We start from the raw sequence: 15,794 nt of genomic DNA, 5'->3' as shown, positions 1-15,794 counted from the left end.
ACTCGAAAGGAGTGAAACTCGAATGATTACTAAGGCGGACAAAAACAAGGCGCGTCTGAAAAGACATCTTCGCGTTCGTAAGAAAATTCAAGGAACGGCTGAGCGTCCTCGTCTCAACATTTTCCGTTCCTCTAAACATATGTACGCTCAACTGATTGACGATGTGAAGGGTGTAACCATCGCTTCCGCATCCACTCAGGACAAGGAACTGAAAGCCGGAATCGGCAACGGCGGCAACGCTGAGGCTGCTACGAAAGTCGGTGCCCTGATTGCTGAGCGTGCTAAAGCAGCAGGCGTAGTTCAAGTCGTATTCGACCGTGGCGGATACCTGTACCATGGACGTGTTAAGGCTCTGGCTGACGCTGCTCGCGAAGCTGGTCTTGAATTCTAATTCAAATTTACACATAAGGAGGTAAAGCACTTGCGTATTGATCCCAATACTTTAGAATTGTCTGAAAAAGTTGTGCAGATCAACCGCGTTGCTAAAGTTGTAAAAGGCGGACGCCGTTTCAGCTTTAGCGCTCTTGTGGTTGTTGGCGACGGCAACGGTTGGGTAGGCGCTGGAATCGGTAAAGCTTCCGAAGTACCTGATGCGATCCGCAAAGGTATCGAAGATGCAAAGAAAAACCTGATTCACGTTCCTATCGTCGGAACTACTATTCCTCACCTGGTAACTGGTAAATTCGGCGCAGGTCAAGTTCTTCTGAAGCCTGCATCCAAAGGTACTGGAGTAATTGCCGGCGGCCCTGTTCGTGCGGTACTTGAACTGGCTGGCGTAGGTGATATTCTGACGAAATCCCTGGGTTCTTCCAACTCCATGAACATGGTTAACGCGACTCTTGAAGGCCTTCAACGCCTGAAGCGTGCGGAAGACGTTGCTAAGCTTCGCGGAAAAACCGTTGAAGAACTCTTAGGTTAGGAGGGATACCATGGCTAAGCAATTGCAAATTACCCTCAAGCGCAGCCTGATCGGTCGTCCTGAAACGCAGCGTCGTACTGTTGCCGCTCTTGGACTCCGCAAGCTGCATCAAACGGTAACACAAGCAGACAATGCTGCTATCCGCGGCATGGTTAACCAAGTGACTCACTTGGTAGAAGTTAAAGAAATCGAAGCGTAAAGCTTTACCATATAGCTAGAGGAGGTGCAAACGATGAAATTACATGAACTTACATCTGCTCCAGGATCGCGCAGCGCTCGCAAACGTGTAGGCCGTGGTGTTGGTAGTGGTATGGGTAAAACTTCGACTCGCGGTCACAAAGGGCAAAACGCTCGTTCCGGCGGCGGTGTTCGTCCTGGTTTCGAGGGTGGTCAAAACCCACTTTATCGTCGCTTGCCGAAACGTGGATTTAACAACCAATTCCGTAAGGAATACGCTGTTATCAACGTTGAGGAACTGAACAAGTTTGCGGCGGGTACAGAAGTTACTCCAGAAGTTCTACTCCAATCGGGTATTGTCAAAAACCCTAAAGACGGCATCAAGATTCTGGGTAATGGCGAAATTACGGTCGGACTGAACGTGAAGGCGAGCAAATTCTCCCAATCTGCGGTAGAGAAAATCCAGGCTGCCGGCGGTCAAACCGAGGTGATTTAATGTTCCGTACCATATCCAATATTATGAAAGTAGAAGATCTCCGGAAGCGTATCTTGTTTACGCTCCTGGTACTGATCGTCTACAGAATTGGTGCGTTTATTCCGGTACCTAACATCAACACAGAGATTCTGAAACTTCAAGATCAGGCGGGCTCTACCGGTATATTCGGCTTGCTTAACACCTTCTCGGGCGGCGCATTGTTCCAATTCTCCATCTTTGCGATGGGGATCATGCCGTACATTACGGCTTCGATCATTGTGCAGCTGCTGTCGATGGATGTCATTCCGACTTTCACTCAGTGGGCCAAAGAGGGCGAGGTAGGCAGAAAAAAGCTGGGTCAGATTACCCGTTACGGGACGATCGTTCTCGGCTTAATTCAAGCGTTTGGACTGGCGGTTGGGTTTAACCGTGCGTATTCCGGATTGGTTATCAATCCTACGATTACCACTTATGCATTAATCGCCATTGTACTCACCGCGGGGACAGCTTTTCTGATGTGGTTAGGGGAACAAATCACCGAAAATGGGATTGGAAATGGTATTTCCATTATCATCTTCGCGGGTATCGTTGCAGGCATCCCGAATTCAATCGGGCAGATTTATCAAACGCAGTTCACCGGTGCGGAAGGAACACTCTTCCTGAGTATTCTGAAGGTAGTCTTGATCGCAATCGTGGTTATAGCCATGATCGTCGGGGTAATCTTCGTGCAGCAGGGAGTGCGTAAAATTCCAGTCCAGTATGCAAAACGTGTAGTGGGACGCAAAATGTTCGGAGGACAATCCACGCACATTCCTCTCAAAGTGAATGCTGCTGGCGTTATTCCGGTCATCTTCGCAGTATCGCTGATCATGTTTCCACCTACACTCGCTAGCTTTTGGCAGGGTAATGTGGTAGCAAACTGGATCATCACCAACTTTAACTATACTCATCCTCTTGGGATGACACTGTATGTCCTGCTGATCATCGGCTTCACTTACTTCTACACCTTCGTTCAAATGAACCCTGTTCAGATGGCCGACCAGATGAAGAAGAACGGTGGTTACATTCCAGGTATTCGCCCTGGTAAAACGACTTCGGTATATCTCACAAGAGTGATGACAAGAATCACCTTATCAGGCGCACTGTTCTTGGCTGCCATTTCGATCTTCCCAATGGTTCTTGCGGGAGTAGCCGGACTGCCACAATCCGTACAGATTGGTGGTACCTCCTTGCTGATCGTTATTGGTGTGGGCCTCGAGACCATGAAACAAATCGAGAGCCAGCTGATCAAACGCCATTACAAGGGGTTCATTAACAAATAGCAAATAGGTACTGGTAGTTAACTTGTTAGCTATCGGCACCTATTGTGCTGTTAGCATCTATGGGTGATTGTGGGGGAGGAAGTCACGGTGAATATCATCTTTATGGGCCCTCCTGGTGCCGGCAAAGGTACACAGGCGGAAAGAATCGTTGATGAGTTTCAGATTCCGCATATTTCAACGGGGGATGCTTTCCGACTCGCGATGAAGCAGGAAACACCGCTGGGTGTGGAAGCGAAGAAATATGTGGATCAAGGTTTGCTTGTTCCGGATGAGATTACGATTGGTATCGTCCGCGAACGACTTCAGCAGCCGGACTGCAGTAAAGGATTTTTGCTCGATGGGTTCCCGAGAACCATATCCCAAGCAGAAGCGCTCGACGAGATTGGCGCATCCATGGATAAATCCATTGAACATGTCGTTAACTTGAGTGTAGATCGGAATCTGCTGCTTGCACGTCTGACTGGTCGTCGAATCTGCAGATCCTGCGGTGCGACGTATCATATCTTGTTTAACCCTCCTGCACGTGAGAATGTTTGTGACAAATGTTCTGGTGAATTGTATCAGCGTTCGGATGACACCGAAGAAAAAGTAGGGACTCGTTTGGACGAGTATATCAATAAAACCGCTCCACTGCTCGAGTACTATCGTAACAAGGGAATATTGCGTGAGGTTAACGGTGAGCAAGAAATTAATACGGTCACTGCACAAATCAGTTCACTATTGCGAGGGCAAGCGTAATGATCATTTGTAAGTCAGCTGCTGAATTGGAATTGATGCGGGAGGCTGGCCGCATAGTCGCTGAAACGCATCGTCTGCTCAAGCAGTCCATTCAGCCCGATATTACAACGAAAGAGCTCGATCAAATCGCAGAAGACTATATTCGCAGCCAGGGCGCAATTCCGTCTTTCAAAGGTTACAACGGATTCTCCGGAAGTATCTGCGCTTCGGTTAACGATGAATTGGTTCACGGCATACCTGGTCAGAGAAAGCTGAAGGATGGCGACATCATCAGCATAGATATCGGTGCTCAGTACAAAGGGTATCATGGGGATTCGGCTTGGACGTATGGTGTAGGAACAATCTCCGATACGGCTCGCAAATTGCTTGAAGTATCAGAGCGTTCGTTGTACGCTGGATTAGCGGAAGCTAAGCCGGATGTACGTCTGTATACCATCTCCCATGCCATTCAAAAAGTGATTGAAGATGAGGGTTTTTCGGTTGTTCGCGAGTATGTAGGTCATGGCATAGGAACACAGCTTCATGAGGAGCCCCAAATTCCGAACTACGGCATAGCCGGTCATGGTCCGCGGCTGAAGCCTGGCATGGTTCTTGCAATCGAACCAATGGTTAACGTGGGTGAACGCTTTGTCAAAACCCTTGAAGACAATTGGACGGTTGTCACAGTGGATGGCACACTGTGCGCTCATTTCGAGCACACCATTGCAATTACGGCAGATGGCTACGAGATTTTGACACGACTCCAGTCGTAGGTTCTGAGTATGGCGAGTTCTCTACTGCCTGAGATCGGACAGATCGTTAGAGTAATTCGGGGACAAGATTCCGGCAAGCATGCCGTCATTATCGGCGTCGTAGACCAACGATACGTGTGGATCGCTGACGGCAGCAAACGGAAATTCGATGAACCGAAGAAGAAGAACTTGATTCATCTGGAACTTTTGCCTGTGATCAGTACGGAAGTGTCTGATAGCATCCGCACCACCGGTCGTGTAACGAATGGGAAGCTGCGGTTTGCACTGAACAAATATGTCACACCATCATCAAATGAAGCAAAAGAGAAAGGAGAATGACTGTGGCCAAAGAAGATGTGATTGAAGTTGAAGGTACAGTGATTGAACCTCTTCCGAACGCAATGTTTAAGGTGGAACTGGAGAACGGCCATAAGATACTTGCTCATGTATCCGGCAAAATCAGAATGCACTTTATCCGGATCCTGCCCGGAGACAAAGTGACAGTGGAACTCTCTCCATATGATTTAACCAGAGGCCGTATAACCTATCGTTTTAAATAAATCGTTAGTAACGTTTACGAAGTAGTTTGCTCCCGCAAACTTTGAGGAGGTAACCACCATGAAGGTAAGACCATCGGTCAAGCCGATTTGCGAAAAATGCAAAGTCATTCGCCGCAAAGGAAACGTAATGGTAATCTGCGAAAATCCGAAACATAAACAAAAACAAGGCTAAGGAGGTGCTGAGTTAAATGGCACGTATTGCTGGTGTAGACTTGCCTCGTGATAAACGAGTCATCATCGCTCTGACTTACATTTTCGGTATCGGTAACACTACGGCTCAAAAAATCGTGGCTGAAACAGGTATCGATGCAAGCACTCGCGTTCGCGATCTGACGGAAGATGAAGTAAGCAAAATCCGTGATGTAATCGACAAAACCCTGAAGGTTGAAGGCGATCTGCGTCGTGAGATTTCCCTGAACATCAAGCGTCTTATCGAGATCGGCTGCTACCGTGGAGTTCGCCATCGTCGTGGCCTGCCTGTTCGCGGTCAGCGCACGAAAACAAACGCTCGTACGCGCAAAGGTCCTCGTCGTACTGTAGCTAACAAGAAGAAATAGTAAAGGAGGGAAAATCTAAATGGCTAAACCTAAAAAAGTCGTACGTACAAAGCGTCGCGACCGTAAAAATATCGACTCTGGCGTGGCACACATCCGTTCCACGTTCAACAACACCATCGTTACCATCACGGATCCGCATGGCAATGCCATCTCTTGGGCAAGTGCCGGCAACCTGGGCTTTAAGGGCTCCCGTAAAAGCACTCCATTTGCTGCGCAAATGGCTGCTGAGTCCGCTGCCAAGGCCGCTATGGAACATGGTATGAAAGCAGTAGAAGTTATGGTTAAAGGACCGGGTGCAGGTCGTGAAGCAGCAATTCGTTCGCTTCAAGCAGCAGGTTTGGAAGTCAACCTGATTAAAGACGTAACCCCGATTCCTCATAACGGATGCCGTCCTCCGAAACGCCGTCGTGTCTAATTTAGGATCTCTAAGCTGGGTGGTATAAATATCCAAAAGTTGAGAATACTATTTGGATAGGCATACTGCGCGTTCTATACGTCTTAAGTTATCCAAAGGGAAACGACGTTTGAAGGAGGGTTAAACCTTGATCGAAATCGAAAAGCCGAAAATAGAAACCGTATCATTGAGTGAAGACGGCTCTTATGGCAAATTTGTTGTGGAGCCCCTCGAAAGAGGCTACGGAACTACGCTCGGTAACTCGCTTCGCAGAATTTTACTTTCGTCCCTGCCCGGAGCTGCTGTAACCTCCGTGCAGATCGACGGGGTTTTGCACGAGTTTTCCACGATTCCAGGGGTCATGGAAGATGTTACGGAGATTATCCTGAACCTGAAGGGTTTGTCGCTTAAGATCCACTCCGATGAGGAGAAGGTTCTTGAGATCGATGCCGAGGGCGAAGGGGCTGTTGTGGCTGGCGATATTCGCGGTGATAGCGATGTGGAAATTCTCAATCCGGATTTGCACATCGCAACCCTATCCTCCGATTCCCGTCTTCACATGAGAATTCATGCGAACCGCGGCCGGGGATATGTATCGGCAGACAAGAACAAAAAAGAGGATCAGCCGATCGGCGTGATTCCGATCGATTCGATCTATACTCCGATTACGCGTGTCAATTACAGCGTGGAGAACACCCGCGTCGGTCAAGTGACCAACTATGACAAGCTGACTCTCGAAGTTTGGTCGGATGGCAGCATCCGTCCAGAAGAGGCAGTGAGCTTGGGCGCCAAGATCCTGACTGAGCATCTGATGCTGTTCGTCGGTCTGACTGACGAAGCCAAAGATGCTGAGATCATGGTTGAGAAGGAAGAAGACAAGAAGGAAAAAGTCCTCGAGATGACGATCGAGGAGCTTGATCTTTCGGTTCGTTCCTACAACTGTCTGAAGCGTGCGGGGATCAACACGGTTCAGGAATTGATTACAAAAACGGAAGAAGATATGATGAAGGTTCGCAACTTGGGACGCAAATCTCTCGAAGAAGTACAAGAGAAGCTCGAAGAGCTTGGTCTTGGCCTCCGTATGGAAGATTAGCACCCAGCATGTTGCATACCCTCTCAGCTATTAAGCAGAAGGAGGTTGCACACACATGGCATACCAAAAGTTGGGTCGTGATTCCAGCGCACGTAAAGCTTTGTTCCGTGACCTGGTAACAGACCTGTTCATACATGAACGTATTCAAACGACTGAAGCGAAAGCGAAAGAACTTCGCTCGATCGCAGAGAAGCTGATCACACTGGCTAAGCGTGGAGATCTTCACGCTCGCCGTCAAGTTGCATCTTTCGTACGCCGGGAAGCAGCTAACGAGAACCAAGACGCCATTCAGAAGCTTTTTGCTGAACTGGCTCCACGTTATGCGGAGCGTCAAGGCGGTTATACTCGGATCTTGAAGCTGGGTCCTCGCCGCGGCGATGCAGCACCTATGGTTTACCTGGAACTGGTAGACCGCGCTTAAAGAGAAAAGGATGGGAAAGGGTGGACGGGATCTCACGATTCTGATGAAACCCTTTTTTTCTTGTACTTTTGGTTGATTGCATGGAGGACGGAATTGAGAAACATCGCCATGAAAGTCAGCTATGACGGAACGGCCTATCATGGATTTCAGACTCAGCCTGAGCATCTTACAGTGCAGGATGAGCTGGAACAAGCCATTCTGTATCTTACGGGCGAGAAGGTGAAATTAACCTCGTCCGGACGAACAGATGCAGGAGTCCATGCCAAAGGGCAGGTCATCAATGTACAAACAGAGTCGAGGATTCCCGTCGACCGGTGGTGCCATGCGATGAACTCCCGTCTGCCGGACGATATTGTCGTTTGGCATGCGGAAGAGGTTCCTGCAGCATTTCATGCCAGACGTTCCGCCAAACGCAAGACGTATAGATATACAATCCGCTGCGGTAAGTTGATGGATCCCTTCAAACGCCAGTTTGAGTTCCATCATCCCGGTAAGCTTGATGTGGAAAGCATGAGGAATGGGCTGCTTCATTTGGTTGGTGAACATGATTTTACATCTTATTGTTCCACGCGAACCGCTTCGCTTAGTCATGTTCGTACCGTCTATGATGCGTACATAGAATGTGAGCCGGTAGATGACGCACTGAAATCCTATGCCATGCACATATTCGTAAGCGGAAATGGGTTTCTTTATAACATGGTTAGAATTATTGTAGGCACGCTGTTGGAAGTAGGAGAAGGGAAGCGAAGCAGTGATGCGATCGGGGAGATTCTCGCTGCCTGCAACCGTTCCAAAGCAGGGCCTACCGCAATGGCACACGGCCTGATGTTGTGGGAAGTTTTTTATGATCAGGATGCCGATAAGGCTTGAATACTGCAACCAAGTGTAGTATAATTACCATTGGCGTTTCTTGACTGGCTACCCCACGGCCCCGGGTCTTGAAAGTGCCACAATTGCAATAACCTAACTATGACAATGTATGATATTTGGAACGAAGATAGATTCTAGGAGGAACATTTACATGCGTACCACATATATGGCGAAGCCAAATGAAGTAGAACGCAAATGGTACATCATCGATGCTACCGATAAGACGCTTGGCCGTCTGGCCAGTGAAGCTGCAAGCATTCTTCGCGGCAAGCATAAGCCGGAATTCACTCCGCATGTTGACACTGGCGATTTCGTAGTGATCATCAACGCTGAGAAGATCGTACTGACAGGTAAGAAGATGCAGAACAAGATGTACTATCGTCACTCCCTGCACCCGGGTGGTCTGAAAGTTACTTCTGCTGCAGACATGCTGAAGAACAAGCCTGAGCGTATGCTGGAACTGGCGATTCACGGAATGCTTCCGAAGAACCGCCTGGGCAACCGTATCAAGCTGAAGCTGAAAGTATATGCAGGTTCGGAGCATCCGCATCAAGCACAACAACCAGTAGTTTGGGAACTTCGCGGTTAATTAAAGGGAGGATTGTCTTGTGGCACAAGTTCAATATTATGGCACTGGCCGTCGTAAGCACTCTGTAGCACGTGTACGTCTTGTACCGGGCGAAGGCCGTATCGTTATCAATAAGCGTGAATTGGATGAGTATTTTGGTCTGGAGACCTTGAAGCTGATCGTTAAGCAGCCGCTTAACCTGACTGAGACATTGACGAAGTATGATATTCTCGTTCTTGCTCATGGTGGCGGGATCACAGGACAAGCTGGAGCCATTCGTCACGGTATCTCCCGTGCACTGCTGAAAGCTGACCCTGAGTTCCGTGGAGCCCTCAAGAAAGCGGGCTTCCTGACTCGTGACCCTCGTATGAAAGAGCGTAAGAAGTACGGCCTCAAAGCCGCTCGTCGCGCTCCTCAGTTCTCCAAGCGTTAATTTATCCAAAAAGAGCCTTTCCGTTTACGCGGAAGGGCTTTTTTATTTCACCGAACGGTGGATTTGACAATAATATAGGGTATAGCCTAACGTAAATTTCTAATTGACAAAAAGTAGCCCATCGTTATAATTAAAATTAAATATCAGAAAACGTATGATCATACTCGGAATTATACCCTTGGGAGGTAAGTAATCATGAACTTGTTTGAAAAAGAAGCGCTGATTAATAAGGCGGCCGAGGAGTTTGAAAATCAATCCCCCGAAGCACTTTTGGCCTTTGCGGTAGAAAGATTCCCCAATATCACGCTTGCCTGTAGTTTCGGAGCTGAAGATGTAGTTCTTGTCGACATGCTCCAGAAGGTCAGCCCCAAAACAGATATCTTTTATCTCGATACGAATGTGCATTTTAAAGAGACGTACGAAACTCGTGATCGTCTGCAGCAGCACTATGGTCTTCAGTTTGTACAGGTTCTGCCGAAGCTTACGTTGGAAGAGCAGGCGCTTCAGCATGGTGAGGAACTGTGGAAGACATCGCCGACCGACTGCTGCAATATTCGCAAAGTTGACCCGCTTACGGATATCCTGAAGAACTATGACGCATGGTTCACGGGTATCCGCCGTGATCAGGCACCTACACGCGCCAACGCCAAGAAGGTAGAGTATGACGTAAAGTTCGGATTGGTCAAATTCAACCCGCTGGCTGATTGGACGTCTGAGGACGTATGGAATTACATCCGTAATAACAACCTGATCTACAACCCGCTTCACGACATGAACTACCCAAGTATCGGTTGCGAACACTGCACACGTCAGGTAGCTCCAGGTGAAGACCCAAGAGCCGGCCGTTGGGCTGGGTTTGAGAAGACGGAGTGCGGACTGCATAAATAAAATATTGAGATTATTGGAGGATGCGGCATGACACAAACGATCCAGCCTCATGGTGGCACACTCGTTAACCGCTTAGTGGAAGGTGCGGAAAGAGAAGCTCTTCTCAAGCAAGCGGAAGGATTCTACCAACTCAAAATTAATGCTTGGACCATTTCTGATCTCGATCTGATCGGTGTTGGTGCGTTTTCTCCATTGACCGGTTTTCTAGGACAGGAAGATTATCTCTCCGTTGTAGAGAACATGAGGCTTGCCAATGGTACAGTATGGAGTATCCCAATCACCTTGTCGGTTGAGGAGCAAATCGCATCCGAACTGAAACAAGGCCAAGATGTGGCACTTGTTGGTGAATCTGATGGGGTCATTTATGGTGTGATTCGTGTTGAGAGCATCTACCAAGTCGACCAGAAGAACGAAGCAGTGAAAGTCTTCAAGACGGATGATCCGGCACATCCGGGCGTTCAGAAACTGTTCTCTCGCCCTAACACATATATTGGTGGCCCTGTTCAAGTTTTAAATCGCCCTAGACCGGAGAAGTTTGAAGAGTTCTATTTCGAGCCTACTGTGACGCGTCAAATCTTCGCTGAGAAGGGCTGGAGAACGGTTGTAGGCTTCCAAACAAGGAATCCGGTACACCGTGCCCATGAGTATATCCAGAAGAGTGCTATGGAGATCGTGGACGCCCTTTTCTTAAACCCGCTGGTGGGTGAAACCAAGTCCGACGATATTTCTGCCGATGTTCGCATGCGCAGTTACCTGGTACTTCTGGAGAACTACTACCCGAAGGATCGCGTATTCCTGGGTGTATTCCCCGCGGCCATGCGTTATGCAGGTCCAAGAGAAGCGATTTTCCATGCCATGGTTCGTAAAAATTATGGCTGCTCGCACTTTATTGTCGGCCGTGACCACGCGGGTGTAGGTGACTATTATGGGACCTACGAAGCGCAGGAGATCTTCAGTAACTTTACGGCCGAAGAACTTGGCATTACGCCGCTCTTCTTCGAGCACAGCTTCTTCTGCACGAAATGCGGCAATATGGCATCCAGTAAAACCTGCCCGCACACCAAAGAAGACCACATGCACTTGTCGGGAACAAAAGTTCGCGCACTCCTTCGCGACGGTCAATGCCCTCCACCGCAGTTTACTCGTCCTGAAGTGGCGGAAGTGCTGATTGAAGGTATGAAAGAACCGGAATATCAAGTGTAGGGCTGGTCTAATAATCCACCTCGTCCCATAAGATGAAAGAGAGTCTATGGGGATGCGAGGTGGATTTTTCATGTTCCGAAGAAAGAAGAGGGTCATTGTCTGGCTCACCATGCACGGGGGGCTCAAAATAGCCATGTCAGCCCTGCTTGTGGCCTTGATGCTGTTCCTGTTTACCTATGAGCTGCCAAGCACCAAGACTTGGACGTATTGGACAATGCCGCTTTCGGGCAAAGTGATCGCGTTGGATGCGGGGCATGGTGGTCCCGACGGGGGAGCCACCAGCAAAGACGGGCTTATAGAGAAAGATGTGAATTTGGCCATCACCAAATATTTGCGGGATTATCTTCAGCAGGCAGGTGCTCTGGTCGTGATGACAAGGGAAGATGATAGGGATCTGGCGGACCCATCCACCAAAGGCTACAGCCGCCGAAAAACAGAAGATCTGCATAAGAGGGCTGAGTTCGTTGTTCAACAGAAATCGGATCTTCTGATCTCTATCCATATGAACAGCATACCTTCTGAAAAATGGTCCGGCGCTCAAACCTTTTATAATCCGGAGGGTACGGGCAAAGAGAACGCACGTTTGGCTGCGTTGATTCAGGATGAAATCATTAAGAATATGGAAAACACGGACCGAGTGGCGAAGCCGGCCGATAAAGATATTTTCTTATTGAAGGCGATGCGGATTCCAAGTGCTTTGGTGGAAGTCGGGTTTTTATCGAATCCAGGAGAAGCAGGGCTGCTTAGAAATACATCGTATCAAAAGAAAATTGCCGCATCGGTTTACCAGGGGATTCTAAGATACTATTCCGGTGAGAAGCTGGGCTCTAACTGAAAATGTGGTATAATAATCCTCAGTAAGTAACTTGGATTCCTATTACCTACCGCTGAGGTGACATTGTGGCTACCAAAGAAGAGCTGCTGGCCTCCATAAGCCAGCTGAATGATCCGGAGTTTGGTCTTAGTCTTACGGACTTGCAATTTGTAAGGGATATGATGATAAAAGAAAACCGCGTGGCAGCAACTGTTCTGCTGTCGAGAGAGGATGAGATGTACAAGTCCGAACTGCAGCGTGCGATTATAGAGTCGTTCAAAGCTGCCGGTGCGGAGGAAGTCCATTTGCGGTTTCGACCGTTGACCGAGTATGACAGGAATGAAGCAGCAAAGAAGCTCCAGAGCCAGCAGGCGTCTGAACACGAGGAAAAGCCTGCGTCTGTAAATGTGCTGGACACGCAGTCCGGAGTCCAATTTATTGCGATCGCAAGCGGTAAGGGGGGAGTGGGGAAGTCGACGGTAACCGTTAATCTAGCCGTTTCACTTGCCCGTCTTGGCAAGAAAGTGGGCTTGGTGGATGCTGATATTTACGGCTTCAGTGTGCCGGATATGATGGGTATCGAGGAGCGTCCCCAGATGGTGGACAACCGCATCCTTCCGGTTGAACGCTTTGGGGTGAAGGTCATCTCCATGGGTTTCTTTGTGGAAGAGAATACGCCTGTCATTTGGCGGGGACCTATGCTCGGGAAGATGCTGAGGAATTTCTTTAGCGAGGTCGAATGGGGCGAGCTTGATTACATACTGCTGGACCTGCCGCCTGGGACAGGCGATGTAGCGTTGGATGTCCACCAAATGATTCCCCAAAGCAAAGAGATTATCGTAACTACACCTCATGCTACTGCTGCATTTGTAGCAGCTAGAGCAGGTGCCATGGCGATTCATACGGAACACGAGATTCTGGGTGTAGTCGAGAATATGTCGTATTATGCCTGCGGTCAATGTGGAAATAAAGAATATATTTTTGGCCGCGGAGGCGGCGCCAAGCTGGCTGAAGAGCTGCATACCGGATTGCTTGCTCAGATTCCGCTGGGAGTGCCCGAGAACCATGTGGCCGAGCCGGATTATTCCCCTTCGGTGTATAAAGCTGAGACGCCCACCGGACAAATTTATCTTGAGCTTGCAGAAGAGGTTGTGCATCGGCTCGGATAGGATAACAAAAAAAGGACTGGCCGCTGCGGCCGGTCCTTTTTCTCGGATTAAAAAAGCAGGTTGCGACCATGAAAGGCCAGGCCATGGGCTATTCTTGCTTTTTCTTTTCGCCGCCCTCTTCTCCCTGCTTTTCTTCGCCGCCGCCATCACCGCCATCGTCGTCGCTGCCACCACCGGATCCGCCACCTTCACCGCCGCCGCCTTCTTCCTTCTTCTGGTCTCCTCCCTGGCCTTCTTTCTTTTCTCCCCCACCACCGCCACCACCGGCAGCAGCCTGGGTTTGTGATTTCGGGGCGGATTCCTCCTGAAGAACCTTCTTCATCAGTTCCATCATTTCAAGCCGGAATAAAGGGCTCTGCAGGGACTCTTGAATAACGGTCTTGGTTTGAGTACGGTATGGTGTTGATTTCATGGTATCCAGGAGCATGCCTTCGAATTCTGGGCTCTTCATCGCATCCATCATTTGTTTTTGATATTCCGGATCTTTTAAGAGATCTTTTTGCAGCTGTTTGGTTTCTTTCTGTATAGCTTTTGCGAATTGCCCTGCAAACTTTGGATCGGAAATCATCGTCTGCAAAAACTTCGTGTTGTCTGTGTCTACGAGTACATCCTTTACCGCCAGCTGCAGCTGCTGCGTATCACCGGCAGAGAGAACCGATAATTTACTGGTATTTTGAACGGTTGCTTCTTGGATGGCTTTACGGCCATCCTCTGTCTTCAGAATATCCAAAACCATGGATTTGGTATCTTTATAAGTATTGCTGTTACTGCCCGAAGCTTGTTGCTGTTGAGGTTCCGAACCGCAGGCCGCCAGGAATCCGACGATCATGACAGCGGGCATGATACGTTTCCAATGCTCGATCATCAGGTACAGGCTCCTTTCATTGTTTTGCGGATAGTATTTGTCCGGGGCAGGGAGTTTAACACAATTCTTGTTAGCTTTTTATTGTGAAGGTTGGTACAATTAACTGTTGTAACTACTGATTGTGGGGGTACAGGAAAGTGACTTTGCGAAAATGGTTTTATCTATTCTGGACCACGCTGCTTGCTGGGGCGATTGCGGCGCTGGCAGCCGGATTATCTCTTCAGCTAAGCGACCAGGAGATAACCTGGGGCGGAAGGGAAATGGGTTTCAATGCGGCCTCCATGCTGCTTGGAGGAACTTTAATCAGCGTATTCAGCCAGATGGGGTTCTTTGCGTATCTCATTGTGCGATATATGGCCGTAGGGATGTTCCGCAATAGATGGACCTGGAATATGATCCAAGTCATCGTAATCCTTATCGTAATGTTTGACTTGATCTACTTGCGCTATACGGAATCGGCGGATGAGGGGTTGGCTGCTTTTATCTTACTGCCTGTTTTCTTGTTATTAGCTGCTGCTGGGATTGCTTGGTGGAAGGTGCGTTTGACCAATACGTCCTCCTGGATTCCAACGCTTTTCTTTATGATTGCAGTAACATCGATCGAGGCAATACCTTGGTTACGGTTAAACAATGCAGCCTCCACTGTATTTATGATGGTACCTCTGATGGCATGCAATGCATGGCAGATTCTGATTTTAAGTAAGGTAGTAAATGCAAACAAAGAGCCGTAAGTACGGCTCTTATTGTTTATCCGAATTTTATTGAATTCGTTTGAAGGTCTGGTCCTCTAGCGGAGGCTTGTTGCCAACCTGTGTTCCCTTGAGGAGTTGACTTACACTTACAAACTCGTATCCTTTTTCCCTAAGCTGATCTATAATTTTTGGGAGGGCTTCGTGAGTTTGTTTAGAGGAATCACTTGCGTGCAACAGCACAATGTCGCCGGGGTGAGCCTTGGATACGACTCGATTCACGATTTGATCCACACCGGGGTTTTTCCAGTCCATAGAATCCGTATCCCATTGAATCACCGTATAATTCATCTCACTGGCGATGCGAAGAACTCTTTTATCAAAATCCCCGTTTGGAAGACGCAGCAGGGTAGGGTGGGAGCCGGTAATCTCGCTCAGAAGCTGATGGGAAGTTTGAATTTGGGCCCGGATCTCTTCATCGCTTAAGGAACTGTAGTTCACATGCTTGTGTCCATGATTCCCTACTTCCCAGCCATTCTTAGCGATTTTCGCTACGATGTCGGGATGGGTTTTGCCCCAAGGCGATGATAAGAAGAAGGTCGCTTGTTTGACTCCCTTATCTTCGAGGACCTTCAGAATCGGTTCCGTTCTCTTGTCCCCCCAGGAAATGTCGAAGGTAAGGGCGATGACTTTCTTGTCCGTTGACACATTGTAGATGGCTGCGGGTTCATTTTGGGAGAATACGGTCACATTGCCCCGTTCCGAATAAACGATTCCGATGGCAAACAGGAATGCAACGGTAATAATGAGTGCTTGTTTTACCTTTTTACCGTTCATAACATAAAAGTAATTCACAACATGGCCTCCTCCGTCCGCCCTCTTTTTTGAGAAGGCTTGTTTAACTGAGA

General features: G+C 48.6%; 24 protein-coding genes. 22 read left to right on the top strand and 2 right to left on the bottom strand.

The features are described from left to right. Nucleotides 1–22: 22 nt before the first annotated feature. The 21 genes from rplR to ACP26L_RS33620 all read left to right on the top strand — a co-directional run bounded on the left by rplR (nt 23) and on the right by ACP26L_RS33620 (nt 13,332). Nucleotides 23–391 (top strand): 50S ribosomal protein L18, encoded by a 369-nt coding sequence (rplR, locus tag ACP26L_RS33720; RefSeq protein WP_426449935.1) that lies wholly within the window; start codon nt 23–25, stop codon nt 389–391. 30 nt (nt 392–421) lie between these two features. Next, the gene (rpsE, locus tag ACP26L_RS33715; RefSeq protein WP_013921144.1) at nt 422–919 is read left to right on the top strand and encodes a 30S ribosomal protein S5; all 498 of its coding nucleotides are present in this window, start codon (nt 422–424) and stop codon (nt 917–919) included. Nucleotides 920–929: 10 nt separating this feature from the next. After that, on the top strand, nt 930–1,118 hold the full coding sequence (gene rpmD, locus ACP26L_RS33710) for a 50S ribosomal protein L30 (protein WP_014372559.1): 189 nt from the start codon (nt 930–932) through the stop codon (nt 1,116–1,118). 33 nt (nt 1,119–1,151) lie between these two features. Continuing rightward, complete coding sequence (gene rplO, locus ACP26L_RS33705) at nt 1,152–1,592, top strand: 50S ribosomal protein L15 (protein ID WP_014372558.1); 441 nt, start codon at nt 1,152–1,154, stop codon at nt 1,590–1,592. Continuing rightward, a complete protein-coding gene (gene secY / locus ACP26L_RS33700; protein ID WP_426449934.1) occupies nt 1,592–2,893 on the top strand; it encodes a preprotein translocase subunit SecY in 1,302 nt (433 codons plus the stop codon). The genes rplO and secY overlap by 1 nt, the downstream gene beginning before the upstream one ends. 87 nt (nt 2,894–2,980) lie before the next feature. Next, nucleotides 2,981–3,631 carry an adenylate kinase gene (locus tag ACP26L_RS33695; RefSeq protein ID WP_014653004.1) on the top strand — a complete coding sequence of 217 codons (651 nt, stop codon included), beginning with the start codon at nt 2,981–2,983 and terminating at the stop codon, nt 3,629–3,631. After that, nucleotides 3,631–4,383, top strand: a complete 753-nt coding sequence (gene map, locus ACP26L_RS33690) for a type I methionyl aminopeptidase (RefSeq protein WP_426449932.1) — start codon at nt 3,631–3,633, stop codon at nt 4,381–4,383. The genes ACP26L_RS33695 and map overlap by 1 nt, the downstream gene beginning before the upstream one ends. Nucleotides 4,384–4,392: 9 nt before the next feature. Further along, nucleotides 4,393–4,701, top strand: coding sequence for a hypothetical protein (locus tag ACP26L_RS33685; RefSeq protein ID WP_426449930.1), 309 nt, complete (start codon nt 4,393–4,395; stop codon nt 4,699–4,701). A gap of 2 nt (nt 4,702–4,703) precedes the next feature. Further along, a complete protein-coding gene (gene infA / locus ACP26L_RS33680; protein WP_009676800.1) occupies nt 4,704–4,922 on the top strand; it encodes a translation initiation factor IF-1 in 219 nt (72 codons plus the stop codon). Nucleotides 4,923–4,980: 58 nt separating this feature from the next. Continuing rightward, nucleotides 4,981–5,094: a 50S ribosomal protein L36 gene (gene rpmJ / locus ACP26L_RS33675; RefSeq protein WP_003333770.1), complete on the top strand. Its 114-nt coding sequence runs from the start codon at nt 4,981–4,983 to the stop codon at nt 5,092–5,094. Between the two features lie 16 nt (nt 5,095–5,110). After that, complete coding sequence (gene rpsM, locus ACP26L_RS33670) at nt 5,111–5,479, top strand: 30S ribosomal protein S13 (RefSeq protein WP_013921138.1); 369 nt, start codon at nt 5,111–5,113, stop codon at nt 5,477–5,479. Between the two features lie 19 nt (nt 5,480–5,498). Continuing rightward, complete coding sequence (rpsK, locus tag ACP26L_RS33665) at nt 5,499–5,894, top strand: 30S ribosomal protein S11 (protein ID WP_013921137.1); 396 nt, start codon at nt 5,499–5,501, stop codon at nt 5,892–5,894. A gap of 127 nt (nt 5,895–6,021) precedes the next feature. Beyond that, nucleotides 6,022–6,966 carry a DNA-directed RNA polymerase subunit alpha gene (locus tag ACP26L_RS33660; RefSeq protein ID WP_013921136.1) on the top strand — a complete coding sequence of 315 codons (945 nt, stop codon included), beginning with the start codon at nt 6,022–6,024 and terminating at the stop codon, nt 6,964–6,966. 55 nt (nt 6,967–7,021) lie between these two features. Continuing rightward, nucleotides 7,022–7,387, top strand: coding sequence for a 50S ribosomal protein L17 (gene rplQ / locus ACP26L_RS33655; protein WP_013921135.1), 366 nt, complete (start codon nt 7,022–7,024; stop codon nt 7,385–7,387). 93 nt (nt 7,388–7,480) lie between these two features. Further along, entirely contained in the window at nt 7,481–8,257 is a 777-nt protein-coding gene (truA, locus tag ACP26L_RS33650; protein ID WP_426449929.1) for a tRNA pseudouridine(38-40) synthase TruA, read from the top strand. A 151-nt stretch (nt 8,258–8,408) separates the two neighbouring features. Further along, a complete protein-coding gene (gene rplM, locus ACP26L_RS33645) occupies nt 8,409–8,846 on the top strand; it encodes a 50S ribosomal protein L13 (protein WP_013921133.1) in 438 nt (145 codons plus the stop codon). A 19-nt stretch (nt 8,847–8,865) separates the two neighbouring features. Then, nucleotides 8,866–9,258, top strand: coding sequence for a 30S ribosomal protein S9 (rpsI, locus tag ACP26L_RS33640; protein WP_426449928.1), 393 nt, complete (start codon nt 8,866–8,868; stop codon nt 9,256–9,258). Nucleotides 9,259–9,453: 195 nt separating this feature from the next. Beyond that, nucleotides 9,454–10,146, top strand: coding sequence for a phosphoadenylyl-sulfate reductase (locus tag ACP26L_RS33635; RefSeq protein WP_426449927.1), 693 nt, complete (start codon nt 9,454–9,456; stop codon nt 10,144–10,146). Nucleotides 10,147–10,173: 27 nt separating this feature from the next. Continuing rightward, entirely contained in the window at nt 10,174–11,349 is a 1,176-nt protein-coding gene (gene sat / locus ACP26L_RS33630; protein WP_426449926.1) for a sulfate adenylyltransferase, read from the top strand. Nucleotides 11,350–11,419: 70 nt separating this feature from the next. Then, nucleotides 11,420–12,184, top strand: coding sequence for an N-acetylmuramoyl-L-alanine amidase CwlD (gene cwlD, locus ACP26L_RS33625; RefSeq protein WP_426449925.1), 765 nt, complete (start codon nt 11,420–11,422; stop codon nt 12,182–12,184). A gap of 65 nt (nt 12,185–12,249) precedes the next feature. Continuing rightward, a complete protein-coding gene (locus ACP26L_RS33620) occupies nt 12,250–13,332 on the top strand; it encodes a P-loop NTPase (protein ID WP_426449924.1) in 1,083 nt (360 codons plus the stop codon). An 88-nt stretch (nt 13,333–13,420) separates the two neighbouring features. Here ACP26L_RS33620 and gerD read toward each other — a convergent pair whose 3' ends face one another. Beyond that, complete coding sequence (gerD, locus tag ACP26L_RS33615; RefSeq protein ID WP_426449923.1) at nt 13,421–14,197, bottom strand: spore germination lipoprotein GerD; 777 nt, start codon at nt 14,195–14,197, stop codon at nt 13,421–13,423. Between the two features lie 137 nt (nt 14,198–14,334). Between gerD and ACP26L_RS33610 the strand changes: the two genes are divergently transcribed. Then, nucleotides 14,335–14,928, top strand: a complete 594-nt coding sequence (locus tag ACP26L_RS33610; protein WP_426449922.1) for a KinB-signaling pathway activation protein — start codon at nt 14,335–14,337, stop codon at nt 14,926–14,928. A 27-nt stretch (nt 14,929–14,955) separates the two neighbouring features. Here the strand turns inward: ACP26L_RS33610 and pdaB are convergent, their stop codons facing one another. Further along, a complete protein-coding gene (gene pdaB, locus ACP26L_RS33605) occupies nt 14,956–15,741 on the bottom strand; it encodes a polysaccharide deacetylase family sporulation protein PdaB (protein WP_426449921.1) in 786 nt (261 codons plus the stop codon). Nucleotides 15,742–15,794: the final 53 nt, after the last annotated feature.

This window comes from Paenibacillus sp. S-38, assembly GCF_049942825.1.
Classification (GTDB): Bacteria; Bacillota; Bacilli; order Paenibacillales; family NBRC-103111; genus Paenibacillus_G.
Note: the sequence above shows the minus strand (reverse complement) of the source record. Positions and strands in the feature narration are given on the sequence as shown.

What these genes read in the sequence shown, in the direction of transcription:
- rplR (WP_426449935.1), top strand. Translation starts at nt 23, where the DNA reads ATGATTACTAAGGCGGACAAAAACAAGGCGCGTCTGAAAAGACATCTT.
- rpmD (WP_014372559.1), top strand. Translation starts at nt 930, where the DNA reads ATGGCTAAGCAATTGCAAATTACCCTCAAGCGCAGCCTGATCGGTCGT.
- rplO (WP_014372558.1), top strand. Translation starts at nt 1,152, where the DNA reads ATGAAATTACATGAACTTACATCTGCTCCAGGATCGCGCAGCGCTCGC.
- secY (WP_426449934.1), top strand. Translation starts at nt 1,592, where the DNA reads ATGTTCCGTACCATATCCAATATTATGAAAGTAGAAGATCTCCGGAAG.
- map (WP_426449932.1), top strand. Translation starts at nt 3,631, where the DNA reads ATGATCATTTGTAAGTCAGCTGCTGAATTGGAATTGATGCGGGAGGCT.
- ACP26L_RS33685 (WP_426449930.1), top strand. Translation starts at nt 4,393, where the DNA reads ATGGCGAGTTCTCTACTGCCTGAGATCGGACAGATCGTTAGAGTAATT.
- rpmJ (WP_003333770.1), top strand. Translation starts at nt 4,981, where the DNA reads ATGAAGGTAAGACCATCGGTCAAGCCGATTTGCGAAAAATGCAAAGTC.
- rpsM (WP_013921138.1), top strand. Translation starts at nt 5,111, where the DNA reads ATGGCACGTATTGCTGGTGTAGACTTGCCTCGTGATAAACGAGTCATC.
- rpsK (WP_013921137.1), top strand. Translation starts at nt 5,499, where the DNA reads ATGGCTAAACCTAAAAAAGTCGTACGTACAAAGCGTCGCGACCGTAAA.
- rplQ (WP_013921135.1), top strand. Translation starts at nt 7,022, where the DNA reads ATGGCATACCAAAAGTTGGGTCGTGATTCCAGCGCACGTAAAGCTTTG.
- rplM (WP_013921133.1), top strand. Translation starts at nt 8,409, where the DNA reads ATGCGTACCACATATATGGCGAAGCCAAATGAAGTAGAACGCAAATGG.
- ACP26L_RS33635 (WP_426449927.1), top strand. Translation starts at nt 9,454, where the DNA reads ATGAACTTGTTTGAAAAAGAAGCGCTGATTAATAAGGCGGCCGAGGAG.
- sat (WP_426449926.1), top strand. Translation starts at nt 10,174, where the DNA reads ATGACACAAACGATCCAGCCTCATGGTGGCACACTCGTTAACCGCTTA.
- cwlD (WP_426449925.1), top strand. Translation starts at nt 11,420, where the DNA reads ATGTTCCGAAGAAAGAAGAGGGTCATTGTCTGGCTCACCATGCACGGG.
- gerD (WP_426449923.1), bottom strand. Translation starts at nt 14,197, where the DNA reads ATGATCGAGCATTGGAAACGTATCATGCCCGCTGTCATGATCGTCGGA.